Genomic DNA, 23,524 nt, shown 5'->3' with positions numbered 1-23,524 from the left:
GAGGGGGTTAATGCGCTATTTGCAGGCAGGCCGCTCAGGCAAAACTGATCCGGTCGGCGTAGGCATTCTGAGCGATCTTGCGCTGGTAGTCATAAGGCGTGGTACTGACCAGCTTCTTAAAGTCCCGCAGGAAATGCGACTGGTCGGAAAAGCCCAGGTCGAGCGCCAGCTCCGAGAACGAGACGTCCTGATGGGTGTTGAGGGTTTCCAACGCGGCCTGGCAGCGGATGATCCGGCAAAAGGTCTTGGGCGACAGGCCGGTGTCCTGGCTGAACTGGCGGTGCAGTGTGCGGCTGGTGTAGCCACTCAGGTCCTCCAGGTGCTGGATGCGGATATCGCCGCGATGCCGCAGCGCCTGTTGAATGACCATGCTCGTCAGTTGTGATGTCTTGCCCATCAGGCGCGGCGCCAGATGATCGTTGAAGAGCCGCATCTGTTCGGCCAGCAAGGGGGTCTGGACGATACGCTCGAAGATCCGCTGGGCGAACCCTGAAACCTCCAGCAGATCGAGTTCCTGCTCGGTCAACTCCTCAGCCAGCACATTGATGAAACCGGGAATGATACCCGGCGAAAAACGCACGCCGAAATAATGGTGACCCTGGTGCAGCACGACGGCCTGGGCCGCCAGGGGCGTGCCACAGATCCTGGCGGTCGGGCGCGTGGCATCACAGTCAAAGACAATGTCCACGCAACCGTCCGGTACGGCCAATATGTCGGTGGAGAGCGCCACATCGAAGGCATAGAAATGCGAGATCGCCGGGTGTTCGGAGGGCATGACCGAATACCGCGAAGAGTTGAGCACGAACCAGGGTTGTTCGTACGCAGTGTGGTGCCGGGGAGTCGGCGCGCACAGTTTGGCCATGGTGAGACCTTCAATGGGCTGCTTACGGGAATTTTCACGCATTAATCGCGCCAACTCGTGCGCATGGCCAATCGCGGCATGTCCGAAATCTACAATACCGCCGCAAACCCCAGCGTGATACTCGACGTTGACAGCGTGGAGCTGCGCCTACCGCAGCGATGTCACCTTCAGCCCGAGAAAAACCTATGTCTAATAATACAAAAATCGACTTCATCTACCTCTCCGAGCAGGACATGATCCGCGCCGGTGTCACGGACATGCTGGCTTGCGTCAACACCATGGAGGAGATGTTCGGCCTGCTGTACATCGGCGACTATCGCATGGCCGGACCGAACAACGACTCCCACGGCGCAATGGTGACCTTTCCGCAGGACTCACCGTTCCCCAACATGCCCAAGCCCACGGCTGACCGCCGGATGATGGCGATGCCGGCCTACCTGGGCGGCAGCTTCTGCACGGCGGGCGTGAAGTGGTACGGCTCCAACATCGCCAACCGCGAAAAAGGCCTGCCGCGCTCGATCCTGATGTTCACCCTGAACGATCCCGACACCGGGGCGCCATTGGCGCACATGTCCGCCAACCTGCTGTCCGCTTACCGCACCGGTGCGATTCCCGGCGTGGGCGCGCGTCATCTGGCTCGCAAGGATTCGAAGGTGGTAGGCCTGCTCGGCCCTGGTGTCATGGGCAAGACCACCCTGGCGGCATTCATCGCCGTTTGTCCGCAAATCGACACATTGAAAATCAAAGGTCGCGGCCAGAAGAGCCTCGATAATTTCATTGCCTGGGTCAAGGAAACCTATCCCCAGGTGACCACGATCGAGGTGGTCGATACCCTCGAAGAAGTGGTCCGTGATTCCGACCTTGTTACTTATTGTAGCTCCGGTGAGGTGGGCGACCCCGCAACCTACCCAATCGTGAAGCGCGAGTGGGTCAAGCCGGGCGCCTTCATGGCCATGCCTGCGTGCTGCAACATCGACGCCGACATGGAGCGATCCGACGTGCGCAAGGTGTTGGACAACACCGGCCTCTACGAAGCCTGGTTCGAAGAATTGCCCAAGCCCGCGCACCACTGCGTTCCCGTGATCGGCGTGCGCTTCATGGACATGATTGCCGAAGGCAAGATGCGCCCGGAAGAACTCGAAGACATCGGCAAGATCGTCGCCGGCCAAGCGCCAGGCCGTCGAAACGATGAAGAGATCATCATCATGTCGGTGGGCGGCATGCCGGTCGAAGACGTCGCCTGGGGCACGGTCGTGTACCGCAATGCCATCGAGCAGGGCATCGGCGTCAAATTGAACCTGTGGGAAACCCCCGTCCTCAGCTAACGCCCCCATTCCTTTGAAGAGACTTTCGACATGACCAAAATCATCAAGCTCAAGACCGGTTCCCCGTTCGAAGAACAAGCCAGTTATTCGCGCCTCGTGGTCGTGGACAACTGGATTTACGTTTCCAACACGGCGGGTCGCAACCCACAGACCAAACTGATTCCCGAGGACATCCTCGAACAGACGCACCAGGTATTCGCCAACATCGAGACGGCCCTGGCGGCCGTCGATGCAAGCCTGGCTGATGTCATCTGCTCACGGGTGTTCATTCAGGATCCCAAGGATGTGCCGGCCGTGATGAACCTGATCGGCGAGAAGTTTCGCGGTGTCGATCCAGCCAGCACGGTGACCTGCCCACCCCTGGGCTCGACGGTCTACAAGGTGGAACTGGAAGTGACGGCCTATCGCAATGCTTCGAAGGCGCAAGTCGAAGTCATTCGCCTGTCCCAGTGACTGTTACACGGCCGCGCACGCGCGCGGTCGTCCTCAACCGCTTATCGAGTTTTAATCATGGCACCGACCATAGAGCCCGTGAACACGTCGACCGCTTTTCCTTCCACGACCTCTGTCGTCATCATTGGCGGTGGGATCATTGGCCTGACTGCTGCGTTGACGCTGGCTGAGCGCAACATATCGGTCGTCGTGCTGGAGAAAGGGCGGATTGCCGGCGAGCAGTCCTCCCGTAACCTGGGTTGGGTGCGCAAGACCAATCGTCACCACGATGACATCCCGCTGGCCCTCGCGGCGGATCGCTTGTGGGCACAGATGCCTGAGCGGGTAGGGGCCGATGTCGGCTATCGTCAGGCGGGCATCATGTTCCTGGGCCGCAACGAGGCGCAGATGGCAATGCATGCCGGCTGGCTCAAGTCGGTCGAGCACCTGTCCCTGGACTCGCGATTGCTGAGCAAGCGTGAGATCGAAAAACTGGTGCCGGGTGGCGTGGGTGACTGGGCCGGTGCAATCCATACCCCCTCCGATGCGCGTGCCGAGCCGACGTTGGCCAGCAGCGCTATCGCCAAGGCCGCCATGGCCAAGGGCGTAGTCATTATCGAGCAGTGCGCGGTTCGTACCTTGCAGATGTCCGCTGGCAGAGTCAGTGGCGTGGTCACTGAGAACGGCGAGATCCGCTGCGAACACGTGCTGCTGGCCGGTGGCATATGGTCGCGGCGGTTCCTGGGCAACCTCGGCGTATCGTTGCCAACCTTGCCGCTGACCTGCTCGGTGCTGCGTACCCTGCCGATGGAAGGCCCCACCGAGATCGCTGTGGGCGCGCCTGATTTTTCCTTCCGCAAGCATAAGGACGGCGGTTTCATCATCACCCAGCGCGGTAAGCTGGACGCCTTCCTGACCCTGGATCACCTGTTGCTCGCCAAGCAGTACCTGCCGCAATTCCGGGCGCAACGCAGTGTCCTGGAAGTGTCCCTGGGCAAGCCTTTTTTCAACGACCTGGCACTCGCCCGGCGTTGGCAGGCCGACTCTGTCAGTCCGTTCGAACGTGTGCGGGTGCAGGACCCGGCCGCGAACCAACGACTCAATAACGATGCGATGAATAACCTCAAGGCGGCGTGGCCAGTCTTCGAGAATGCCCGCATCGCCCAGGCATGGGCCGGCACCATCGATGTCACACCTGACTCGAATCCGGTGATAGGCGCGGTCGCGAAAATCCCCGGCTTGACCGTGGCCACCGGATTCTCCGGGCATGGCTTCGGCACCTCGCCGGCGGCGGGGCACCTTGCGGCGGATCTCGTCAGTGGCCATGCCCCCATCATTGATCCAAGGCCTTATCGCTTCGATCGTTTCTGACCGACCGTCCAGCACCTTCATTGTGCGGAGCATTTATGCCTACAGAGAGTCGTTTCTTTTTCAATCGCTCAGGCCTGCGCCTGCATTATCTGCGCTGGGGCGAGCCGACCGGGGTGCCCTTGGTACTGCTGCACGGGCTGCGGGCCTACGCCCAGACCTGGACGTCGCTGGCGCAATCGCTGGGTGATGGCTACTGCATCTATGCACTGGACCAGCGTGGTCGCGGCCTGAGCGACTGGGCTGAACCCAGCAGCTACCACACCCAGTCGTATGTGGAGGATCTCGAGGACCTCGTCGCCCATGTGGGCCTGCAACGTTTCGTGTTGCTGGGGCATTCGCTTGGAGGCGCCAACGCCCTGGAATATGCGCGGCTCAATCCGGGACGACTGATAGGGCTGATCATCGAGGACATCGGTCCCGGTTCTTCGAGCCAGGGCGATGGCGCGGCGCGCATTCGCCGGGAAATGAGCCAGACGCCCCAGCAGTTTGATGATTGGGACGCGGCTCGTGCCTTCTGGCGGGCTTCGCGCCCCGGCCTATCGGAAGAGGCCCTGGCCTCCAGGTTGGCCCATTCGATGAAACAGAGCGGCCCAGTGGTCACCTGGCGCCACGATCAACAAGGCATTGCCGAGGCGCGCCTGAGCATTGAGCCGACCGATCTGTGGCCGGCCGTCCGCGTCCTGGATTGCCCGAGCCTGTTCATTCGCGGCGGTCGCTCGGACTTCCTGCCGCCGGCGACATTGGAGGCCATGAGTGCCAGTAACCACCATGTCCAGACGGCGGAAGTCCCTGGGGCCAGCCATTATGTGCACGACGATCAGGGCGAGGTTTTCAACCAGCTGGTCGCAGGCTTCCTGAAAAGCCTGGCGATCTCGGCTCGATGAAATCCCCGGCCCGGCTGATTGCATTGTTGTCATCGCTTACGGCATTCGTGCCGTTTTCAATCGACACTTACTTGCCCAGTCTCCCGCAGATCGCTCGCGACCTGTCGGGCAGTGCCGCCCAGGTACAACACACCATCAGTGCTTTTCTGCTCGGTTTGTGCCTGGGCATGCTGTTTTATGGTCCGCTGTCCGACCGCTATGGCCGTCGTCCGTTGTTGTTGGGCAGTCTCGTCGTGTATGGGGTGGCGACCCTGGGATGCCTGTTCGCCGACAGCGTCGAGCATCTGATCGCCTGGCGATTTCTCCAGGCGATCGGCGGAGCAGGGGCCTTGATACTGGCCCGGGCCATTGCCCGGGATCTGTTTGGCCTGGCGCAAGCGGCCAAGGTGCTGTCATGGATGCACTTGCTGACGATGATGGCGACGTTGGTCGCGCCCATGATCGGTACCTGGCTGGTATTGATCCAAGGCTGGCGCACGATTTTCGCCGCGCTGTTCATGCTCTCCAGCCTGTGCCTGGTCATGGTGACGTTCGGTTTGAAAGAGAGCCTTGCGCCACGGGCCGATGGCGCCTCGGTGAAAGGGGCCTTTGCCGCCTACCTTGCCATCGCCAGGCAGCCCCGGGCCGTGGCGCTCATTGGCTGCATGGCCCTGTCATTCGGCGGCATGTTTGCCTTCATCACCGCCTCGCCATTCGTGTATGTGGTGTTCTTCGGCGTCTCGCCACGGACCTTCAGTGGCCTGTTCGCCTTGAACATTCTCGGCATTATCGTGGTGACCCTGATCAACGCCCGCTGGGTCGGCCGGTTCGGGCCGCAGCGCATGTTGGCGGTGGGGGCCGTACTGGCGGGCGGGGCCGGGGGCGCGATGATGCTGGTCGGGTTCACGCAATGGGGCGGTTTGTGGCCTATTGTCGGCTGCACGGTGCTGTACATGGGCGTCACGGGGTTGCTGGGCGCCAATTGCACGGCGAGCCTGATGGCGATGTTCCCGCACCAGGCGGGCGCGAGTATCGCGTTGGGCGTGTCGGTGCAGTTTGCCGTCGGCGCGCTGGCAAGCCTGTGGGTCAGCTACCTGGCCGATGGCACGTCGTGGCCAATGTGCCTGGTGATGGGGATCTGCGGGCTGGGCTGCCTGGTCGCGTGTGGGTTCTCGGCCCGCACGCCCATCGAGCCCGGCGTCGTGGGGGATGACGCGTGCGCGCCGTTCCAGCCTTGATAGGGATTATTGCGAACGCAGGGTTTTTGACGGCTGCTCGGCGAATAGCGCCTTGTAGGCGTTGCAGAAATGCCCCAGGTGGGTGAAGCCGAAATCACTCGCCACGCGGGCAATGGTGAAATCGTCGGCAGATGTGGCGTGCAGTCGTCGACGCACGGCATTGAGTCTGACTGACCGCAGGTATTCCACCGGACGCATGCCGGTTACGCTGAGGAAACTGCGTTGTAGCGTGCGGCGGCTGACTCTCAGCTGCTCGCAGATATCCAGCACCGTGATCGGCGTTTCGTGATCGGCGAGGGCCAGTTCCTGGCTCTGCCTGACCAGGTAGGCGCTGACGGTGTGGTTGCCCAGGCGTGTGCGATCCTGTTCGCAGCCTTGTTCGAACAAGTCCAGCATCGATTGCAGGGTGGCATCCTCGACCACATTCTCTGGAAAGCTAGGATTGGCCTGGGCGGCGCCGACGAGCGCCAACAAGCGCTGGCGGATGGCGTTCAACGAGGATTGCGGCAGCGCCAGGTGGGTGATGCGGCCGAGCTTGCGCAGCCCGCTCTCGGTAAACTCGCGCTCGGCGAAAAAACCGAACCTGTCGGTGGCTACCGTGATCGCCAGCAACTCCATGCCTTGGGCCGCCTGCACGGAAAAGTCCTGGCCACCGTGAAGAAGCGACACGGATTGCGCATTGAGGCGCTTGCCTTGAAACAACAGCGGTTCATTCAGTGACATTGGCATGGCCAGGCACAGCCGACCCGCCGGCGCGATGCCTTGTTGCACTACGCGCTTATCGAGGGTTTCGTGGAAAATCTGGAAGCGTTCGCCGTTGATGTACCTGAGCAGGGTATGGGCGCAGCCGTTGCTCAGTTGGTCATAGGTTTGCTGCCAACCGGTGATCGCACAGGCATGCAGGTGTATGTCGTCAAAACGTTCGGTTCGCGTTTGCATGATCTTTGCGCTCCACCCATGGCTTCTTTCACGCTTGGATTCCAGAGCAAGTCCCAGGCCATCGTGCTCCAGTCAGCGGCCCTGCGCGCTGCGATAACTGCGCGGGGACTGTTGGTACTGCTGGCGAAATACCCGGGAAAAGTGCGCGGCATCCTGATAGCCACACTCGAAGGCAATGTCGGTGATCGAACTGTGCGCACGGTTTGGATCGCCCAGGGCCTGGGCGGCCTTTTCCACGCGCAATCGCTGGATGTATTTGCAAACCGGCTCGGCCTCGCCTTCGAACAGGCGATACAGTCGGCGACTGGAAATGCCCATCTGCTCGGCCAGGCGCGCCGGATTGAGGTGCGGTGAAGCGAGCTGTGCCCGCAGCAAGCGTTCTGCCTGCAAGCGCAGCGGATCGCTGCTGCCCAGGTTCGGCTGGCGACCCAGGGCGGGGCGCAGCAGGGCAATCAGGGCGTCTTCCAGGGCGCCCTCATCCTCGGTGTCCGCCCAGTGATCGAGTTCACCCGAGCTGACCTGCAGCAGCAACGTCCGCAGCAGGTGGCCGCTCATGCCATCGGTCGACACTTTGCCAAACCGTGTGCCGGCCTTGAGCTTTTCCCGTGGCAAGTGGATGGACACGTGGCGGAACAAGCCCCTGGGCAGCATCTCGATGTCCAGGGAAGAGTCCAGCAAGGCCATGTCGCCCTCGGAGAGTTCGATCCTTTCATCGTCCAGACGCACCTGCATGGTCCCCGAGCGCTGCAACACCAGGAAGCAGAAGCGGTCTTCGGCGCGGTCGCTCGCGCCTTTATGGCGCACGATGGACCGGGCATTGCTGCGGATATGGGCGATCTCCGTACCGGCCAGATTACGCAGCTCGATGTCGCCGATGAACAGTGCGTTGTCATGGGCAAACCGAGCCGTGAACGCACCGCAAACCGCCTCGACTTTGCGCGACCAGGTGTGAAGGCGGGTATCAGCTTGTTCGATCATGAAACCTCCGTACACACTACCGTGCGTAAATACATGCACTTTTCACGTGATTATCTGAGTAATCGCAGGATCGAACAAACCTTGCACGCTTCAGGCCAGAGTCCCGTCAGTAGCGGATCATCACCGATTTGAGCTCGGTATAATCGTCGATGAATGCACTGCCAAATTCACGACCGATTCCCGATGCCTTGGTGCCCCCGAACGGCACCGATGGGTCGAGGAAGGTGTGCATGTTGACCCAGACCGTCCCGGCTTCGATTTGCGGTATCAGCCGCAGGGCCTTGGACAAGTCGTTGGTCCAGATGCTGGCAGTCAGCCCGAACGGACTGTCGTTGATCATCGCGACCAGTTCCTGCTCATCGTCGAAGGGCAATACGCACACCACCGGGCCGAAGGTCTCTTCGTGCAGCAGCGGGTCATCCTTGCCGGTCGCCAGGACCAGCGTGGGCTCCACGTAAAAACCGGCACGCTCGACAGCGCGGGCGCCGCAGATCACCTGGTTGTGCTGCTGGGCGCGCTGAAAGAAACCAAGGATCTTGTCGTAGTGTGCCTTGTTGGCCAACGGACCGAACTGAGCCTGTTCATCCAAGGGTGAACCGATGACCATCTGTGACAACGCCGCGCCCAGCTTTTGTGTCACCTGTTCGACGATGGAACGGTGCACATACAGTCGCTCGGGCGATGCGCAGACCTGCCCCTGGTGCACATAGGCCGACTGCACCAGGCGTGCTACCGCATCGTCGACATTGGCGTCCGCCAGCAACGCGGCGGCGTTCTTGCCTCCCAGCTCCAGGGTGGCGCGGGTCAGGTTGGCGGCCATGGCGGCCTTGCCCACGGCGATGCCGGTCGGCACCGAACCGGTGAACGAGACCTTGCGTACAGACGGATGCTCGATCAACTGCTGGCCCACTTGGCCGCGTCCGTTGAGAACGTTGAAGGCGCCGGCCGGGATGCCCGCCTCGATGGCCAGTTCTGCCAGGCGTAGCAGCGAGAGCGGCGTATATTCGCTGGGCTTGATGACCACGGTGCAGCCGGTGACCAGGGCGGCGCCCAACTTCCACACACCGATCATCAGGGAAAAATTCCACGGCACGATGGCGGCCACGACGCCCACCGGTTCGCGCAACGTGAAGGCGGTGTACTGCTCGCCCTCGATGGAGGGAATCGACGGCGTCATGGTCTGGCCGCCGATCTTGGTGGCCCAGCCGGCGAAGTAACGCAGGAACACCGCGCTCTGGGCCACTTCCAGATGGCGCGCGAGATTGATCGACTTGCCGGAGCACACGGTTTCCAGCTGAGCCAGTTCTTCCCCGTGGATCTCGATCAGGTCTGCCAGGCGATTCAGCGCGATCCCCCGCTGGTACGGCGAGACGCGGGCCCAAGCGTTCTGGAACGCGCTCACGGCGCTGTCGACGGCAAGGTCGACGTCGTGGGCCTGGGCATCGCGCAGGTGGGCTACCGCTTCGCCAGTGGCTGGGTCGATCACGGCGATGCGCTCCTCGCCAGCGCTGATTTGTGCAGCGCCATCGATGAAGTTGGAGTGGTCGCGGGCCAGGAAGGCAACGACCGAGGGCAGTAAGGTGATGTGCATGGCAGCACTCCAATGAAGGGTTCGTCGCACCCGACCGACTCAGGTCGTGGCGCGCTCGAAAGACCCTTGCATTAGAACCGTGTGCATCAGTGACTGCTTGCTTCTGCCTGCCTGAAACTTGGATGTGCCTGACAGTGCCGGTAGCCGTCGACTATCGGAACGGCTAAGGCTCGCCCAGGTTGTCGAACACGGTTTCCAGCATGCGGTTCAGGCGCTGGATCTGGGCTTCGGTCATGCCAGTGAAGCTGCGCTTGAACACATCGCGGGTCGCGACCTGGATCCGTTCGATGGCCGCGCGGCCTTCCTCGGTGATCCGTACCTGCGTGACGCGACCATCCTCCTCGCAGGGCGCGGTATCGACCAGGCCATCCTCCTTCATGCGATAGACCGTCTTGGTGATGGTCGACAGCTTGGCAATGGCGTGGGTGGAGATCTCCGAAATACTGGACTGGCCGTTCTCCTTGAGGATGAACAACACCCGCCAGCGCGGGATATCCAGGCCGATTTTTTTCAGGGCTTTTTCCATGTATTGGCTGTAGCGGCCATGGACCATTGCCAGCCAATAGAACGGGAAATCTTCTTTGTGGAAGTCTTCGCTGCCGGGGTCGTAGCGGCCTGCGTGTTTTTTTGGAAGGGTCATGGTGGACTCATGTCGGAAGCGGCAGGCAATCATAGACTTTTCTCGTGATTTGGGCACGTTTTCGGTAGGCAGGCAGAACGGAAAAAGCTCGCTGGGATCGGCTGAAAATTAATTGACAATTCACGTAAATTTCGGTGAGTGTGAAAAAAGAAAGGCGCATCAGGCGCCCATGAATGCATTCGGCCCAGAGGTGGACGTGACATGACCATAGTGATCGAGCAGTTTTCCCTGGGGGGCAATGGGCCCACCGTGATGGTGAAGGACACCATCGACGTGGCGGGCCTGGCGACCCGCGCATCGAGCCAGGCGTTGGCTGACGCGGCACCCGCCACCGCCCACGCCGATGTGGTGCAGGCACTGCTGGACAAGGGCTGTCGTCTGGTGGCCAAGACCAGCCTGCATGAACTGGCGTTCGGCACCACCGGGATCAATCGCTGGACAGGCACGGCGCCCAACCCACGTTATCCCGGCCGGATCCCAGGCGGGTCTTCCAGTGGTTCGGCGGCTGCCGTGGCCGCCGGCCTGGCGGACTTTTCCCTGGGTACCGACACGGGGGGCTCAGTGCGTATTCCTGCCTGCTGCTGCGGGGTGTTCGGCTTCAAGCCGACGTTCGGCCGTGTCAGCCGCCGCGGCGTCATGCCAGCCCACACCAGCCTCGATTGTGTGGGCCCGTTTGCCGCGAGCCTGCCGATGTTGGTCAGCGCCATGCAAGCCATCGACCCGACGTTCGTTCCGGTGGCGGCGCCTGACGCGCCACGCCTGGGCGTGGTGAAGGTACCTGCCAGTGCACCGGTACAACGAGTTATCGACGCCGCTGTCGCTGACAGCCGGTTACCCACTCAAGCCATGACACTGACCGGCCTTGAAGCTGCCTATGAGGCCGGGATGGTGGTGATCAATCGGGAAACCTACGACGCCTGTGGCCATTTGTTGGAGACGGGTCGGGTTGGGCCCGATATCGCCGCGCGGTTGACCGCAGCCGGTACCACCACGGCGCAAGCCCTGGCGCAGGCCGAGCAGGTCCGGGCGCAGTTCACGGCTGAAGTCGACCAGGCATTGAGTGAGGTCGACGTGCTGGTACTGCCGACCATGCCCGAATTTCCACTGGCGCTGATCGATGCTACCGACACCCGCGCAGTGTTGGGCATGACGGCGTTCGTACGGCCCTTCAATCTTTCCGGACACCCGGCGTTGAGCATTCCGCTGGGCAGCGCCGAGGGTTTGCCGGTGGGCCTGCAACTGGTGGGGGCAAAAGGCGCCGATGAGCTGTTGCTGGCCATCGCCGGCCGCCTGCTTGAACGACTTTATGCCAGGCACGACACGGTGGGGCGGTGATGAGCGAAACCAAAACGATTGAAGCCTTGGAGCGACGCCTGCGTCGCTTCGAGATCGAATCCAGCGTACGCGCCTGCATGAATCGCTACATGGTGTTGTGCGATGCCTTGGATGCGCAGACGCCGCTGGATGAATTAGCCGCTCTGTTCACCCGCGAAGCCCTGTGGGAGGGCAAAGGCGCCAAGTACGCCAAGAGCTTTGGTGGCTACCGCGGGCGAGAATCGATTGCCGCGATGTTCGCCGGGTACATGAAGTCGCCGGCGCACTTCGCCCTGAATGTCCATTTTCTCACCAGCGAGTTGATCGAGGTGCAGGACGACACGGCCATGGGGCATTGGGTCATGCTGCAGACGTCTACGTTCAACAGCGGTGCGTCCCATCTCAATGCGGCGCGCCTGACCGTGCGATTCGCCCAGGAAGACGGGCAGTGGCGGATGGCGCATTTCCAGACAGAGAACCTGTTCAGTCGCCCGGTGCAGGCCTGGAACAGCGACGCCGACCTGCCAGTACCCCCGCCCACTGCGCAGTAGTGCGCTGATCCGTTAGCCAATCCTTTCCTCGCCAGACATCTCGTAGAGCGCCTCGACCGGCCTTCACGGTTCGGTCCGGGGTGCGCTGTCGATGGCGCCTGCCCAATGGAAAACCCCGCGCCGCGGCTGTTTTATCTACGCCGGTGTTGGTCAGTATTTGGCTAAAAAAATAGCAAAAAATTTTAGTGTGCTTGGGTGCTGATACCAGTGAAGAAGATTGGTCGTATTCTAGAAAATTACTTATTAAACATGTAGATAAATACTAATTTCATAGCGTTTAGTGCTTTTGTGATGTCCGATAATCGAACGATATTACATGACTAATCAATTGACAATTCACGTAATTGAGCCCAGATTTATTCCAACGGCACCCCACAAAAACAAAGGTAACCACCATGCCGATCCAACCTGTTCGCTTTGCTTGCGCTGCGATCCTTCAAGACGAAGACCCTTCGATTTCGCCGGCAACGCCCATTCGATTTGCCTGCCTCTTCACCCAGGCCCGGGTCCTGATTCCAGGCCGGGCCCAATACCATTCCTGATGACGGAGTAGACGTATGCATTCGCTAAATGCCTCAGCGGTCGATGCTCCGAGCGCGCTTGCCAGTGGTCCCGCTTTTGATGCGCTGCTCGACGATGTCCGCAAGCGTGCCCGCGCCGGTGAGTTTGACCGTCAACGGTATATTTCCCAGGACGTGATCGACTCGTTCAAACACCATGGTATCTACCGCTCACTGGTGCCCAAGCGCTTCGGTGGCTTGGAATGTTCGCCCGCTGATTTTTGCCAGATGATCGAACGCATTGCCCAGGCCGATGGTTCCGCCGGTTGGGTGGCCAGTTTCGGCATGAGCCCGGTCTACCTGGCTGCGCTGCCGATCGAAAGCATCGCCAAGGTGTACGCCAATGGCCCGGACCTGGTCTTCGCCGGTGGCATCTTCCCGCCGCAACCGGCCGAGGCGGTGGTGGGTGGCTTTCGGGTCAACGGTCGCTGGAAATATTCCAGTGGTTCGATGGGCGCCGACATCGTCGGCGTGGGCATCGCGCCAAAAAATGGCGACACATTCGGCCTGCCGCGTATCGCTGTGATGCCGCGCAGTGCGATCCGTATCGAGCAGACCTGGGACACGGTCGGCTTGCTGGGCACGGGCAGCCATGACCTGGTGGCCGAGGACGTAATGGTTGCCGAGCAGTGGACCTTCGTGCGCGGTGGCCTGCCGAACCTGGACGAGCCGTTCTTTCGCTACCCGTCACTGTCATTCGCCACCCAAGTGTTATCGGTGGTCGGCCTGGGCGTGGCGCGCGCCGCCCTGGATGCGCTGGCCGACATGGCCAGCGGTCGGGTATCGGTGACTGGTGCTCCCGCGATTGCCGACCGGCCATTGGCCCAAGTGGACATCGCCAAGGCCGAAGCCGACCTGCGGGCGGCCCGGGCCTTCTTCTACGAATCCATCGACCAGGCCTGGGCGTTCGTTCTGGCCGGCGATGCGGTTCCCGTGACCATCACCAATCTGCTGCGGCTGTCTTCGACCCATGCCACCCGTGTCGCCGCTGATGTGGCGCGCACTGCGCAAATGCTTTCGGGCATGAGCGGTGTGTACAACGACAGCCCGCTGGCTCGCTGTGTCAACGATGCTCAAGTCGTGACCCAGCACGCTTTCATGGGCGATATCACCTATCAGAATGCCGGGGCGATGTTCTTCGGCAAACAGCCTTTGCCTGGCTATCTCTAACCGTCGAGAACAAAGAAATGAGTGATAAGAAAATGCTGCGCGTGCTGTTTTGCATGGGTATCAACCAGAACTTTTTCGACGCCCCCCGCGACGAGCAACTGCAAGTGTGGGCAGCGTTCAGCGCCATGTGGAACGGCATTCACGACCTCGCCGGAGTGAAGGTGCTGGGCAACATGGACGACGACCAGAGCATGGTCGGGCCTTCCGATGGCTTCCCCTGGACCACCTACCTGCTGGCCGACGTCGCGGATATCGAGACGGTGCACGCGGCGTGCAACCTGTTCCGCAGCACGCCGGTGGGCGAGGGCCTCTACAAGTTGTGGCGTTACGCCAAGGTCGAAGCCCGGGTCGGGCGCGAACTGATCATCCAGCGCGCCTGACGCTCGCGAGCGTATTTCGAATGACCGCGAGCGGCGCGAGACGCCCTTGACTGCCCGGGCCGCGCCCACGCGACCCGCTATTGATCTGCCGGCATCTGCGCCGACGAGGAGATACCGTGACCCAGTTGATTCCAGCCGTAAACCTTGCCATCGATCCTGCCGATCTGGTGCAGCCTGATCGTGTGCACACCTCGATGTACACCGATGCACAGCTGTTCGATGCCGAGCTCGAGAAAATCTTCTATAGCACCTGGATCTGGGTGGCCCACGAAAGTGAGATCCCTGACAGCGGCAGCTACAAGACCACCTACATTGGCAAGCAGCCGGTCATCGTGGTCCGCGACCGCAAGAAAGACGTGCATGTGCTGCTCAATCGCTGCCGTCACCGCGGTGCCACGGTGTGCGAGCACAAGAAGGGCAAGACCAACAGCTTTGTGTGTCCCTATCACGGCTGGGGCTACGCCCTGGACGGCTCGCTTCGTGGCATCCCGCATCCAGAGAGCTACGCCGATTGCATCGACAAGGCCGAGTTGCCTTTGGTCAGCCTGCGCACCGAGCGCTATGCGGGCATGATCTTCGCCACCTTCAAAGACGACATCGAACCGCTGGAGGACTACCTCGGCGCGGCGAAGAAATGGATGGACTTGTTCATGAAGCAAGGCGCCGGTTATGGCATCAAGGTGCCAGGCGAACATCGCTTCCGCTTCCCGGGCAACTGGAAAATCCAACTGGAAAACACCACCGACGCGTATCACTTCCCACTGGTTCACAAGAGCTTCCTGTCGTCGGTGGACGAACAGACCATGGAACTGTTCGATTTCGTCAAAGGGCCTGGTTATGTCGAGGACCTGGGCAACGGTCACAGCGTGATGGTGATGATCCCCGATCTCATCGACCTGGAGGCTGACCTGGACAGGCCGATCCCCGAGCGGTTCGAAGCCCTGGCCGCCGAATTGCGCGCCGAAGGCATCGAAGAACAGCAGGTGCGCCGGATCGTGCGTGCGGTGGGCGGTACCGGCTTCAACCTGAACCTGTTTCCCAACGTCGCCTGCTCGATGGCGTTTTTCCGGGTGTTGCAGCCGATCTCCGTCAACGAGACCGAGATTCATCATTCGGTGATCACCATGGACGGCGGACCGGCCGTGGCCAACCGCTACCGCTTGCGCCTGCATGAGCATTTCCAGGGACCGATGGGTTTCGGCACGCCGGATGACTCCGAAGCCTGGGAACGTGTCCAGAAGGGCGCCAATGCCGGTGAGGACCTGTGGATCATGCTCAACCGTGGCCTGCCCGGCGAGCAGTCCAGCCAGGATGGGCGGGTCTCTGACGTGAGCGCCGAAACCGGCATGCGCGCCGGTTATCAGCAATGGAAAAAGATGATGTCGGCCTGATCCTTGGAGAACCTTATGAACCTGCAATTGCTGCAAGAAGTCACCGCTTTCATCTGGCAGGAAGGCGACATGCTGGATCACGGCGAATACGACACCTGGTTGAAGATGTGGACCGAAAAAGGCACCTACATCATCCCGATCAACCCCAAGGAAACCGACTTCGAGAACACGCTCAACTACGCCTACGACGATCACCACATGCGCGAGTTGCGCGTGCAACGCCTGATTGGCGGGGAGTCGATCTCCACCAGCCCGCAGCCGCGTACCGTGCGCACCCAGTCGCGCTTCCGGGTGCTGCGCGATGACGGCATGACCGTCACCGTACGTTGCGCGCAGAACGTGCGCGAATTCCGCAAGGAGAGCCTGAAGTTCTACAGCGCCGACCTGACCTACGAACTGGTGCGTGCCGATGGCAGCTTCAAGATCCAGCGCAAGCTGGTCAGCCTGATCAACAGTGACGATGCCCTTGCCGGTATCGGCTACATCCTCTAAGGGGGCTGACATGAGCCATATCGCATTGGTGACGGGCGCGGGGCAGGGGTTGGGGCAACATTTTTGCGCCAGCCTGCTGCGGGCGGGCTACGCCGTGGTGATCACCGACATCGAGCTGCAGGCGGCCAAGACTTGCGCCCTGCAGTTGGACCCCGGTGGCAAGTCCACCCTGGCGCTGCAATTGGACGTCGGCCACAAGGCTGATTTCGAGCGCGTACTGGTCCAGGTACTGGAGCATTTTGGCGGCCTGCACGTCGTGGTCAATAACGCAGCCGTCACCAAGACCACGCCGCTGATGCAGATCAGCCCGGAGGAATTCGACGCCGTCGTGTGCCTGAACCTGCGCAGCGTGTTCCTGGGTTGCCAGGTCCTGGGTGCGCACCTGGCCGAGGCCGGTTACGGCCGCATCATCAACATGGCCTCCCTGGCGGGACAGAACGGCGGGACCGCCACCGGTGCGCACTATGCCGCCAGCAAGGGCGCCATCGTCACCCTGACGAAGATTTTCGCCAAGGAATTCGCAGCGCAGGGCGTCACCGTGAATGCCATCGCGCCGGGGCCCATCGATTCGGCGGCGGTCCGCTCGGCGGTACCGGCGGAGCGCTTGCCAGGCCTGCTCGCCAATATCCCGGTGCAACGCTTGGGCGATGCGGATTTCCTGGGCGACTTGATTGTGCAGTTGGCCCGCCCCGAAGCCTATTTCACTACGGGGGCGACCTGGGACGTGAATGGCGGCCTGTTCATGCGTTGACTGATACCGGGCCGCCGCGGGCGGTCTTCTCGAACTCGTTGGAATGACGGTCATGAATGAAGAACTGTTGGACGTAGTCGTGCGCAAGCGCGAGCTGCAAGGGGACGGCGTCGTCGTCCTGGACCTGAGTCGTCGCGACGGCGCCGACCTGCCGGTGTTCGACGCCGGGGCGCACATCGATATTCACCTGGGCCAGGGGCTGGTGCGCCAGTATTCGCTGTGCGGCAATCCCGCCGATCCAAGCGTCTATCGGCTGGGTGTACTCAAGGATCCGGCTTCCCGTGGCGGGTCGATCAGTGTGCACGACACGCTGCTCGAAGGCTGTGAATTGAAGATCAGCGCGCCACGCAACCTGTTTCCGCTGGCCACGCAGGCGCGTCACTCGATCCTGCTGGGCGGGGGCATCGGCGTCACACCGATGATCGCCATGGCGTATGCCCTGCACCAGGCCGGCAAGTCTTTCGAACTTCATTACTGTGGGCGTGAGCGTTGCCGCAGTGCGTTTCTCGATGAACTGGCCAGTGCGCCATTCGCCGCGAACGTGTTCACCCACTTCGACAACGAAGGTCCCGGGCAGGCACTCGACCTGGCCAAGGTGTTGGGCAAGGGAGAGGCCGGCGTGCACATGTACACCTGCGGGCCTGGCGGATTCATGGACTGGGTGATCCAGGGCGCACTTAAGCAAGGGTACGCCGAGACGCACATCCACAAGGAGTATTTCCAGGTGGAGGTGGACGGTTCCGGCGCCGGCTTCGAGGTGGTGGCCGCGCGCAGTGGCAAGACCGTACAGGTTGCCGAAGGACAGAGCATTCTCGCCGCGCTGGCGCAAGTGGGCATCAAGATCGAGATTTCCTGCGAGCAAGGCGTCTGCGGGACTTGCCTGTGCGATGTGCTCGAAGGCGAGCCGGATCATCGTGACGTGTACCTCACAGACGATGAAAAAGCCGGCAACGATCAAATCCTGGTGTGCTGTTCACGCGCCAAATCCAAGAAACTCGTGCTGGATATCTGAGGGGAACGACCATGGTAGACGTAAGCACTTTCCGCAATGCAATGGCCATGCTCGGTGGCGCTGTGTCGGTCATTACCACCGATGGCGAGGCGGGTCGTTTTGGCTTTACCGCTTCTGCGGTGTGCAGTGTGACCGACTCGCCGCCAACGCTGCTGGTGTGCATGAACCGCTCGTCGCATTCCAACGAGCATTTCAAGCGCAACGGCGCAATCTGCATCAACATTTTATGCGGCAATCATCACGAACTGTCCGGCGCCTTCGCGAATCGGGCGCTGACGATGGATGAACGCTTCGCTGTCACCGACTGGACCACGCTGCAAAGCGGTGCGCCTGTCATGCTCGAGGCATTGGCCAACTTTGATTGCCGTATCGCCCAGGTGCACGAGGTCGGGTCCCACAGCATCTTTTATTGCGAAGTCCAGACCATCCGCCAGAGCGGCGCGGACGAGGGCCTGGTGTATTTCAACCGGGCCTATCACCGCCTGTGCGAGGCCTCCAAGGCCTGTTGACCCGTGCGCAATGCCGGGCCCGCCGAACGGGGCGCCTCGTGCCGGCGGCAGGTCCCGCAAACTAGGCCAATATGGGATAGCCGCCGCGGCGCACGGCGTCCTAACATCCGGTTCAATGGACGAACCTAATAATAATTCGCCACCTGCCTTGCCTGTCACGGTGGCTTTTCCCGCAACGACTGCCCTCATAAAACAAGGTAAATAAAATGAGCGTATCAACCTGCGGCAGTTCCGCCACGGAACTGCGCCGAGGCACCCTGGGTGCCGCCATGATTATCTTCTTCGTTGTCTCTGCAGCCAGCCCGCTCAGTGTCCTGGCGGGTGGGTTTCCCATCGGTATCATGCTGGGCAACGGTGCCGGCATGCCGGCGCTATTGCTGGCCACTTTGCTGGTGTTGCTGTGTTTCGCCGCAGGCTACACCACCATGGCTCGTCATGTCGTTCATGCCGGGGGCTTCTACGCCTTCATTTCCCAGGGCCTCGGCGGCCTGGCGGGAGGCGCGGCCGGGGTGTTGGCGATCGTGGCCTACAACATTCTGCAGGCAGGCATGTATGGGCTGTTCGGCGCCGTGGTCGCCGGTAACCTGGAAGCGGCGCTGGGTGTCCAGGTGCCGTGGTGGAGCTGCTCGTTCGCGGCCTTGGGGCTGATCGCTTTTCTCGGCTACCGCAACATCGATCTGTCCGCACGGGTGCTGTCGGTGGTGGTGATCGCCGAGTACGCCGTGGTGTTGATTCTCGATGTGGTCATCATCGGCCACGGCGGCGCCCACGGTGTCGATTTCAGTGCCTTTACGCCGACGCAGGTGACCCAGGGCAATCCGTCCATCGGGCTGTTGTTCTGCTTTGCGGCATTCATCGGTTTCGAAGCCACCACCCTGTATGGCGAAGAGGCCAAGGACGCCAAGCGCACCATTCCCATTGCCACCTATGCATCGGTGTTGTTGATTGGTGGTTTCTACACCCTGTCGGTGTGGGCCATGGTCGTTGGTGCGGGCAGCGATGAGATCGTTGCGCGTCTCCAGGCCATGTCGGATCCGACCACGTTCCTGTATGCGCTTTCGGACCAATACGTGGGTAGCGGCCTGACCAACCTGATCAGGCTGTTGTTCATGGTGAGTCTGTTCGCTGGTTTGCTGGCCTTTCACAATGCCGCCGCGCGGTATTTTTTCGCCATCGGCCGCGACGGCCTGATCCCCCGGAAACTGGGCACCACCCACTTGCTCCATCAAAGCCCGCACGTGGGCTCCGGCCTGCAAAGCCTGATCGCCGTGCTGATCGTGTCGGTTTTTGCCCTGCTTGGCGCTGACCCGGTGATGCAACTGTTCGCCTGGTTTTCCAACCTGGCGACGCTGTGCCTGATCCTGTTGATGGCCATGACCTCACTCGCGGTCATCTTCTACTTCCGGGCCAATCCGCATCTGGCTACCAGCAAGTTGCGGTGCCTGTTCTTGCCAGCCTTTTCCGGCTTGGCGCTGGCCGGCATCTGGCTGATGGCGCTGATGCATTTCGATGTACTCACCGGTGCCAGCAAGGAGCTGTCGATCGTGTTGTGCTCGATCATCCCGCTGACGGCCCTCATTGGCGTGATACTGGCGGCGCGCTTGCGCACCACGGCGCCATTGCGGTTCCGGTCATTGGGGCACCAGGCGGTGTGAAACGCCGGTAACCTGCATCACGCGCAGAAAATGCTCCGTATCGAATGATCCGGGGCATTTTTCGTCTCCCCAATCCTTACGGTGTTACCTGGCTACCGCTTTGCACATGAATGGGCAGGGCGTGCGCCGTTTGGTAGCACTTTTGTGCGTTTTTCGTCTGTTTCCACCGATGTGCCGAAACTGGGTTCGTCGAGGATTTCTCCTGAATCAATCACTTGCGCCTTGTCGGATGCCGTTGGCACGTATTCTGCTCTTTTGAATTTATGGATAATTGGATACAAAAATTCAAAAGGTGCCACCATGCAATTCGTTCCGACTTTTGCTGAACGTCCGCCGATGACCGCCGAGGAGGAGGCATACAGCTTCTTGCTGGACGCCATTTGTGGCGGTCGGTTACGCAAGGGGGACCGGCTGATCGCCGAGGACATCGCCAGCGAGATCGGTATGAGCCGGATGCCGGTACGCGAGGCCTTCCGCCGATTGGATGCCCAAGGCCTGGTGACGCTTCGGCCCAATCGCGGCGCCATCGTCAGCGGCCTGGATATCGATGAGTTGCACGAAGTCTTCGAGATGCGCAGCGCCCTCGAAGGCCTGGCAGTGCGCGTCGCGGTGGAGCGTATCGGCCCGCGCCAGTTGGCCGCCCTGGAGCGTTTGCTGGACGAGATGGACGACTACCGCGAGGAAAGCGCCGAGTGGGTCAGCCGGCACCGCGCCTTTCATGAATACCTGTGCAGCCTCAGCGGCCGGCCTCGCTTGCTGAAGCAGATCAGTGCCCTCTACGCCCTGATCGAGGCGCCCATGCGCCTATGGCTGCAGCACGTGGAAAAACCCTTGAGCGCGCGCGAGGAGCACGCGGTGATTCTCGACGCCATTCGCGCTGGCGATGCCGATAAGGCCGAGGCGGTGGTCCGCGCGCACATCGAAGGCACCGTCCCTGAGCTGATCAAGTTTCTGCAAGCGAAAAAATAACGAGAGCAGGTCATGAACCTGCCCCGTGTTTTGACTTTGAGTACTGCCCGTTACTAACTGAACTGGAGTGTCTGGTCATGCATAAGCCTCACCTGTTGGTTGCCGCTTTATCCTTGGGATTCTGTGCTCAGTGGGCGGTTGCCGCGCCCGTTGTTCCGGAGCGCTTGCTCAAGGTCGACAAACTCGTCTATTGCTCGGGCATGGATTCGCCGCCCCTGGTGTCCTTCGATGAAGCGCAGAAGCCCAGGGGCTTGACCGTTGACCTGGGGCTGGAGATTGCCAAGCGCCTGGGAGGCAAGAAGGTCGAATGGCGCGTCATTCCCTTTTCCGGACTGCTCCCGGCCTTGTTGGCCAAGCAGTGCGACATGATCGTCGACCAGCTGTTCGACAAGCCCGAGCGCCGCGAGGTGATCGATATCGTCAACTACATGTACTCCAGCCAGGCGGTGGTCGTGCCCAAGGGTAATCCGAAGGGCCTCAAGACGCTTGCGGACCTCTCCGGACACAAGGTCGCGGTGCTCAATGGCTCCACCATCAAGACCCTGCTCGACGCCGAGAACGAAACCCTGGCCAAGGCCGGCAAGCCTGGGATGAAGCTGGTGGTCTACAACACCGACACCGATGCTTTCCAGGCCCTGCGCATCAGCCAGGTCGACGCCTACGGCACCACCGTGGAAACCTCCGGTTATTACGCCGCCATGGCCCCGGACTTGTTCGAGGAAGGGGTTCCCGCGTTCAGCCGGATTCTCACCGGCCTCGGGATCCGCAAGGACGATCCGCAACTGACGGCGGCGGTGCAGCAGGTGATCAGCGACATGCGCAGCGATGGCAGCTATAGCCAACTCCTCAGCAAATGGCATGTCGCCAGTGACACTCTCGATTGAGGTAAGGCGTCGATGAATTTCAATTGGGATGTGTTTTGGCAGTACCTGTTGCAGCCCAGCGGGGTCTACCTCACCGGGCTGTGGCTGACTTGCCTGATCAGTGTGTTGGCCATGCTGTTGGGCTGTGCGCTCGGGCTGGCCGCGGCGTTGCTGCGGTTGTCGAGCAATCCGTTGCTGCATTTGCCGGTGCGCTTTTATGTGTGGCTGATGCGTGGCACGCCGTTGCTGGTGCAGATTGTCTTTCTCTACACCGCACTGGCCGCCGGCGGGATCTTTCGCTTCGAAGACATCGACCTGTTCGGCCTGGTGATTCCCGGCAATATCCAGGCGGCGATCATTGCCCTGGGCCTCAACGAAGGTGCCTACATGGCCGAGATCATCCGGGCCGGGATCGGGGCGGTGGACAAGGGCCAATACGAGGCCGGGCGCTCCCTGGGCATGACCTTCGCCAAGCTGATGCGGCGCATCGTCTTGCCCCAGGCGTTCCGGGTCATCGTTCCGCCACTGGGCAACGAGTTCAACGTGATGCTCAAGAACACCACGTTGGTCAGCGTGATCGGCGTACAGGAACTGCTGCTCAGCACCCAGATGGTCACGTCGGCGACGTTCCGGGTGTTCGAACTGTACCTGGTGGTGGCGATCTACTTCCTGCTGCTGACCACCCTTTGGGGATTCTTCCAGCGCTGGCTGGAGGCCCGTTTCGGCCAGTCGGACCGGCCCTCGTCACCACCGCCGGCGTCGACGCGGATGTTCGGTCGCAGCACCCTGAACCTGCTGAGGGCACGTTAATCATGGCGCACAAAAGTGAAGAACTGATCATCGAGGCGCTGGAGGTTCACAAGTCCTTTGGCGAGCTGCAGATCCTCAAGGGCATTTCCCTGCAAGTGCGGCGCGGTGAAGTGGTGGTCCTGATCGGGGCCTCCGGTTCCGGCAAGACCACCTTTATCCGCTGCATCAATCTGCTGGAAGACATCCAGGGCGGGCGCATCCGCGTCAATGGCCGGGCCATGGGCTATCGCGAACGGGCCGACGGAAGTTTGGTGCGCGATTCGGAACGCAACATCGCCCGCCAGCGCCGGGACATCGGCATGGTGTTCCAGCGCTTCAACCTGTTCCCCCACATGACGGCGTTGGAGAACATCATCGAGGCGCCGATCCAGGTGCTCGGGATGCCGCGCGCCGAAGCGCTGGAGCAGGCCCGTGTTTTGCTCGAGCGGGTTGGCCTCGCGGACAAGGCCAACCACTACCCCTCCATGCTCTCCGGCGGGCAACAACAGCGGGTGGCGATCGCCCGTGCCCTGGCCATGAAACCCCAGGCCATGTTGTTCGACGAACCCACCAGTGCCCTCGACCCGGAAACCGTTGGCGAGGTGTTGCAAGTGATGAAGGCGTTGGCGGAAGAGGGCATGACCATGGTGGTGGTGACCCATGAAATGGGGTTTGCCCGCGAGGTGGCCGATCGTGTGGTGGTCCTGGATCAGGGCGAGCTCATCGAGCAAGGGCCGCCGGAGCAGATCTTCAGTCATCCCGTCCACCCTCGTACCCGGGCGTTCCTCAGTCGGGTGCTATGACCCGTCCAGTCCGATGCCCCTGGAACGCAACCGAATCAAATCCGGTCAATGACCCTTGTGTTGAAGAGCCTTTGCC

At 61.3% G+C, this 23,524-nt stretch carries 24 protein-coding genes; 19 read left to right on the top strand and 5 right to left on the bottom strand.

Annotated features, from left to right (window positions below; all coding sequences use genetic code 11):
* Window positions 1–34: 34 nt before the first annotated feature.
* Window positions 35–862 carry an AraC family transcriptional regulator gene (locus LOY70_RS17095; RefSeq protein WP_265028576.1) on the bottom strand — a complete coding sequence of 276 codons (828 nt, stop codon included), beginning with the start codon at window positions 860–862 and terminating at the stop codon, window positions 35–37.
* A 185-nt stretch (window positions 863–1,047) separates the two neighbouring features.
* Here LOY70_RS17095 and LOY70_RS17090 point away from each other — a divergent pair, with 185 nt between their 5' ends.
* The 5 genes from LOY70_RS17090 to LOY70_RS17070 are packed head-to-tail and all read left to right on the top strand — an operon-like array spanning window position 1,048 to window position 6,091.
* Window positions 1,048–2,187, top strand: a complete 1,140-nt coding sequence (locus LOY70_RS17090) for a tyramine oxidase subunit B (RefSeq protein ID WP_265028575.1) — start codon at window positions 1,048–1,050, stop codon at window positions 2,185–2,187.
* A 30-nt stretch (window positions 2,188–2,217) separates the two neighbouring features.
* Window positions 2,218–2,640: a RidA family protein gene (locus LOY70_RS17085; RefSeq protein ID WP_123417050.1), complete on the top strand. Its 423-nt coding sequence runs from the start codon at window positions 2,218–2,220 to the stop codon at window positions 2,638–2,640.
* Between the two features lie 57 nt (window positions 2,641–2,697).
* Entirely contained in the window at window positions 2,698–3,990 is a 1,293-nt protein-coding gene (locus LOY70_RS17080; RefSeq protein ID WP_265028574.1) for an NAD(P)/FAD-dependent oxidoreductase, read from the top strand.
* Window positions 3,991–4,025: 35 nt separating this feature from the next.
* Window positions 4,026–4,874 carry an alpha/beta fold hydrolase gene (locus LOY70_RS17075; protein WP_265028573.1) on the top strand — a complete coding sequence of 283 codons (849 nt, stop codon included), beginning with the start codon at window positions 4,026–4,028 and terminating at the stop codon, window positions 4,872–4,874.
* Complete coding sequence (locus LOY70_RS17070; RefSeq protein WP_265028572.1) at window positions 4,871–6,091, top strand: multidrug effflux MFS transporter; 1,221 nt, start codon at window positions 4,871–4,873, stop codon at window positions 6,089–6,091. The genes LOY70_RS17075 and LOY70_RS17070 overlap by 4 nt, the downstream gene beginning before the upstream one ends.
* Window positions 6,092–6,097: 6 nt before the next feature.
* Here the strand turns inward: LOY70_RS17070 and LOY70_RS17065 are convergent, their stop codons facing one another.
* From LOY70_RS17065 to LOY70_RS17050, 4 genes are all read right to left on the bottom strand, one after another.
* On the bottom strand, window positions 6,098–7,030 hold the full coding sequence (locus LOY70_RS17065) for a helix-turn-helix domain-containing protein (RefSeq protein ID WP_265028571.1): 933 nt from the start codon (window positions 7,028–7,030) through the stop codon (window positions 6,098–6,100).
* Window positions 7,031–7,102: 72 nt separating this feature from the next.
* Window positions 7,103–8,008, bottom strand: a complete 906-nt coding sequence (gene feaR / locus LOY70_RS17060; protein WP_265028570.1) for a transcriptional regulator FeaR — start codon at window positions 8,006–8,008, stop codon at window positions 7,103–7,105.
* A gap of 106 nt (window positions 8,009–8,114) precedes the next feature.
* A complete protein-coding gene (locus LOY70_RS17055; protein ID WP_123417044.1) occupies window positions 8,115–9,599 on the bottom strand; it encodes an aldehyde dehydrogenase family protein in 1,485 nt (494 codons plus the stop codon).
* Window positions 9,600–9,762: 163 nt separating this feature from the next.
* The gene (locus LOY70_RS17050; RefSeq protein ID WP_265028569.1) at window positions 9,763–10,239 is read right to left on the bottom strand and encodes a MarR family winged helix-turn-helix transcriptional regulator; all 477 of its coding nucleotides are present in this window, start codon (window positions 10,237–10,239) and stop codon (window positions 9,763–9,765) included.
* 201 nt (window positions 10,240–10,440) lie between these two features.
* Between LOY70_RS17050 and LOY70_RS17045 the strand changes: the two genes are divergently transcribed.
* From LOY70_RS17045 to LOY70_RS16980, 14 genes are all read left to right on the top strand, one after another.
* Entirely contained in the window at window positions 10,441–11,574 is a 1,134-nt protein-coding gene (locus LOY70_RS17045; protein ID WP_265028568.1) for an amidase, read from the top strand.
* Window positions 11,574–12,104 (top strand): nuclear transport factor 2 family protein, encoded by a 531-nt coding sequence (locus tag LOY70_RS17040; RefSeq protein ID WP_265028567.1) that lies wholly within the window; start codon window positions 11,574–11,576, stop codon window positions 12,102–12,104. The genes LOY70_RS17045 and LOY70_RS17040 overlap by 1 nt, the downstream gene beginning before the upstream one ends.
* 557 nt (window positions 12,105–12,661) lie before the next feature.
* Complete coding sequence (iacA, locus tag LOY70_RS17035) at window positions 12,662–13,834, top strand: indole-3-acetate monooxygenase (protein ID WP_265028566.1); 1,173 nt, start codon at window positions 12,662–12,664, stop codon at window positions 13,832–13,834.
* 17 nt (window positions 13,835–13,851) lie between these two features.
* A complete protein-coding gene (locus LOY70_RS17030; RefSeq protein ID WP_265028565.1) occupies window positions 13,852–14,214 on the top strand; it encodes an IacB protein in 363 nt (120 codons plus the stop codon).
* Window positions 14,215–14,330: 116 nt separating this feature from the next.
* Window positions 14,331–15,605 carry an aromatic ring-hydroxylating oxygenase subunit alpha gene (locus tag LOY70_RS17025; protein ID WP_265028564.1) on the top strand — a complete coding sequence of 425 codons (1,275 nt, stop codon included), beginning with the start codon at window positions 14,331–14,333 and terminating at the stop codon, window positions 15,603–15,605.
* A 15-nt stretch (window positions 15,606–15,620) separates the two neighbouring features.
* The gene (locus LOY70_RS17020) at window positions 15,621–16,097 is read left to right on the top strand and encodes an aromatic-ring-hydroxylating dioxygenase subunit beta (protein ID WP_092396441.1); all 477 of its coding nucleotides are present in this window, start codon (window positions 15,621–15,623) and stop codon (window positions 16,095–16,097) included.
* 10 nt (window positions 16,098–16,107) lie between these two features.
* Complete coding sequence (locus tag LOY70_RS17015) at window positions 16,108–16,848, top strand: SDR family NAD(P)-dependent oxidoreductase (RefSeq protein ID WP_265028563.1); 741 nt, start codon at window positions 16,108–16,110, stop codon at window positions 16,846–16,848.
* 52 nt (window positions 16,849–16,900) lie between these two features.
* Window positions 16,901–17,860, top strand: a complete 960-nt coding sequence (locus tag LOY70_RS17010) for a PDR/VanB family oxidoreductase (RefSeq protein ID WP_265028562.1) — start codon at window positions 16,901–16,903, stop codon at window positions 17,858–17,860.
* An 11-nt stretch (window positions 17,861–17,871) separates the two neighbouring features.
* Window positions 17,872–18,369, top strand: a complete 498-nt coding sequence (locus tag LOY70_RS17005; RefSeq protein ID WP_123417035.1) for a flavin reductase — start codon at window positions 17,872–17,874, stop codon at window positions 18,367–18,369.
* A 206-nt stretch (window positions 18,370–18,575) separates the two neighbouring features.
* Complete coding sequence (locus LOY70_RS17000; protein ID WP_265028561.1) at window positions 18,576–20,024, top strand: APC family permease; 1,449 nt, start codon at window positions 18,576–18,578, stop codon at window positions 20,022–20,024.
* A 300-nt stretch (window positions 20,025–20,324) separates the two neighbouring features.
* Window positions 20,325–20,993: a GntR family transcriptional regulator gene (locus LOY70_RS16995; protein WP_123417032.1), complete on the top strand. Its 669-nt coding sequence runs from the start codon at window positions 20,325–20,327 to the stop codon at window positions 20,991–20,993.
* A gap of 77 nt (window positions 20,994–21,070) precedes the next feature.
* On the top strand, window positions 21,071–21,877 hold the full coding sequence (locus LOY70_RS16990; protein WP_265028560.1) for an ABC transporter substrate-binding protein: 807 nt from the start codon (window positions 21,071–21,073) through the stop codon (window positions 21,875–21,877).
* A gap of 12 nt (window positions 21,878–21,889) precedes the next feature.
* Window positions 21,890–22,666, top strand: coding sequence for an amino acid ABC transporter permease (locus LOY70_RS16985; RefSeq protein ID WP_024616527.1), 777 nt, complete (start codon window positions 21,890–21,892; stop codon window positions 22,664–22,666).
* Between the two features lie 2 nt (window positions 22,667–22,668).
* Window positions 22,669–23,448, top strand: coding sequence for an amino acid ABC transporter ATP-binding protein (locus tag LOY70_RS16980; protein WP_025214131.1), 780 nt, complete (start codon window positions 22,669–22,671; stop codon window positions 23,446–23,448).
* Window positions 23,449–23,524: the final 76 nt, after the last annotated feature.

Origin of the sequence: Pseudomonas sp. B21-054 (assembly GCF_026016345.1) — a bacterium.
Taxonomy (GTDB): Bacteria; Pseudomonadota; Gammaproteobacteria; order Pseudomonadales; family Pseudomonadaceae; genus Aquipseudomonas.
Note: the sequence above shows the minus strand (reverse complement) of the source record. Positions and strands in the feature narration are given on the sequence as shown.

What these genes read in the sequence shown, in the direction of transcription:
- LOY70_RS17070 (WP_265028572.1), top strand. Translation starts at nt 4,871, where the DNA reads ATGAAATCCCCGGCCCGGCTGATTGCATTGTTGTCATCGCTTACGGCA.
- LOY70_RS16985 (WP_024616527.1), top strand. Translation starts at nt 21,890, where the DNA reads ATGAATTTCAATTGGGATGTGTTTTGGCAGTACCTGTTGCAGCCCAGC.
- LOY70_RS17045 (WP_265028568.1), top strand. Translation starts at nt 10,441, where the DNA reads ATGACCATAGTGATCGAGCAGTTTTCCCTGGGGGGCAATGGGCCCACC.
- LOY70_RS16995 (WP_123417032.1), top strand. Translation starts at nt 20,325, where the DNA reads ATGCAATTCGTTCCGACTTTTGCTGAACGTCCGCCGATGACCGCCGAG.
- LOY70_RS17020 (WP_092396441.1), top strand. Translation starts at nt 15,621, where the DNA reads ATGAACCTGCAATTGCTGCAAGAAGTCACCGCTTTCATCTGGCAGGAA.
- LOY70_RS17080 (WP_265028574.1), top strand. Translation starts at nt 2,698, where the DNA reads ATGGCACCGACCATAGAGCCCGTGAACACGTCGACCGCTTTTCCTTCC.
- LOY70_RS17050 (WP_265028569.1), bottom strand. Translation starts at nt 10,239, where the DNA reads ATGACCCTTCCAAAAAAACACGCAGGCCGCTACGACCCCGGCAGCGAA.
- LOY70_RS17065 (WP_265028571.1), bottom strand. Translation starts at nt 7,030, where the DNA reads ATGCAAACGCGAACCGAACGTTTTGACGACATACACCTGCATGCCTGT.
- LOY70_RS17085 (WP_123417050.1), top strand. Translation starts at nt 2,218, where the DNA reads ATGACCAAAATCATCAAGCTCAAGACCGGTTCCCCGTTCGAAGAACAA.
- LOY70_RS17095 (WP_265028576.1), bottom strand. Translation starts at nt 862, where the DNA reads ATGGCCAAACTGTGCGCGCCGACTCCCCGGCACCACACTGCGTACGAA.
- LOY70_RS17090 (WP_265028575.1), top strand. Translation starts at nt 1,048, where the DNA reads ATGTCTAATAATACAAAAATCGACTTCATCTACCTCTCCGAGCAGGAC.
- iacA (WP_265028566.1), top strand. Translation starts at nt 12,662, where the DNA reads ATGCATTCGCTAAATGCCTCAGCGGTCGATGCTCCGAGCGCGCTTGCC.
- LOY70_RS16980 (WP_025214131.1), top strand. Translation starts at nt 22,669, where the DNA reads ATGGCGCACAAAAGTGAAGAACTGATCATCGAGGCGCTGGAGGTTCAC.
- LOY70_RS17040 (WP_265028567.1), top strand. Translation starts at nt 11,574, where the DNA reads ATGAGCGAAACCAAAACGATTGAAGCCTTGGAGCGACGCCTGCGTCGC.
- LOY70_RS17005 (WP_123417035.1), top strand. Translation starts at nt 17,872, where the DNA reads ATGGTAGACGTAAGCACTTTCCGCAATGCAATGGCCATGCTCGGTGGC.
- LOY70_RS17000 (WP_265028561.1), top strand. Translation starts at nt 18,576, where the DNA reads ATGAGCGTATCAACCTGCGGCAGTTCCGCCACGGAACTGCGCCGAGGC.
- LOY70_RS17015 (WP_265028563.1), top strand. Translation starts at nt 16,108, where the DNA reads ATGAGCCATATCGCATTGGTGACGGGCGCGGGGCAGGGGTTGGGGCAA.
- LOY70_RS17075 (WP_265028573.1), top strand. Translation starts at nt 4,026, where the DNA reads ATGCCTACAGAGAGTCGTTTCTTTTTCAATCGCTCAGGCCTGCGCCTG.
- LOY70_RS17030 (WP_265028565.1), top strand. Translation starts at nt 13,852, where the DNA reads ATGAGTGATAAGAAAATGCTGCGCGTGCTGTTTTGCATGGGTATCAAC.
- feaR (WP_265028570.1), bottom strand. Translation starts at nt 8,008, where the DNA reads ATGATCGAACAAGCTGATACCCGCCTTCACACCTGGTCGCGCAAAGTC.
- LOY70_RS16990 (WP_265028560.1), top strand. Translation starts at nt 21,071, where the DNA reads ATGCATAAGCCTCACCTGTTGGTTGCCGCTTTATCCTTGGGATTCTGT.
- LOY70_RS17010 (WP_265028562.1), top strand. Translation starts at nt 16,901, where the DNA reads ATGAATGAAGAACTGTTGGACGTAGTCGTGCGCAAGCGCGAGCTGCAA.
- LOY70_RS17055 (WP_123417044.1), bottom strand. Translation starts at nt 9,599, where the DNA reads ATGCACATCACCTTACTGCCCTCGGTCGTTGCCTTCCTGGCCCGCGAC.